This window comes from Vibrio sp. 970 (assembly GCF_033339075.1).
Genome location: NZ_JAWOTW010000192.1, coordinates 1 through 813, shown reverse-complemented (window position 1 = coordinate 813; position 813 = coordinate 1). Strand labels below are relative to the sequence as shown.

1 protein-coding gene is annotated in these 813 nt (G+C 47.1%); it reads left to right on the top strand.

The window, feature by feature from the left end; all coding sequences use genetic code 11:
- Window positions 1-732, top strand: a 732-nt coding sequence (locus R7Q11_RS25620; protein ID WP_225466931.1) for an oligopeptide/dipeptide ABC transporter ATP-binding protein, incomplete at its 5' end; no start/stop codon positions are given.
- Window positions 733-813 lie beyond the last annotated feature (81 nt).

The following is an 813-nucleotide window of genomic DNA, read 5'->3' as shown; positions in this document are numbered from 1 at the left end:
ATGAAAGATGTACAGCGCCGTGAAACACGTAAAGAAATCCAGATGATTTTCCAAGATCCTTTGGCTTCTCTTAACCCGCGTATGACCGTCGGTGACATCATCGCTGAGCCGCTAGAAACGTTCTACCCAGAACTGTCTAAGCAAGAAGTGAAAGACCGCGTTAAAGAGATGATGGCGAAAGTTGGTCTATTGCCAAACGTAATCAACCGTTACCCGCACGAATTCTCAGGTGGTCAGTGTCAGCGTATCGGTATCGCACGCGCCCTTATCCTTAAGCCAAAAATGATCATCTGTGACGAACCAGTTTCGGCGCTAGACGTATCGATTCAGGCTCAAGTCGTTAACCTTCTGAAAGAGCTGCAAAAAGAGCTAGGACTTTCTTTGGTGTTTATTGCGCACGATTTGTCAGTGGTGAAACACATCTCTGATCGTGTTCTCGTGATGTATTTGGGTAACGCGGTAGAGTTAGGCGAAGCGGATGCGCTATTTGCAGACCCTAAGCACCCTTATACGCGTGCGCTGATGTCGGCGGTTCCAATCCCAGACCCAGAGTTAGAACGCAATAAAACCATCCAAATGTTGGAAGGGGATCTGCCATCACCAATCAATCCTCCTTCAGGTTGTGTGTTCCGTACTCGTTGCCCTCAAGCGACAGAAGAGTGTGCAAAAACCAAACCTACGATTGAAGGTACAGACATTCACGCAGTCTCTTGTATTCACGTGAGCGTGTAACCAACCAAATGTTAGGTTAAGTAAATTCAGCCTGTGACGGGCTTAAGCGCGATTCCTTTTAATAGGGTCGCGCTTTTTTTA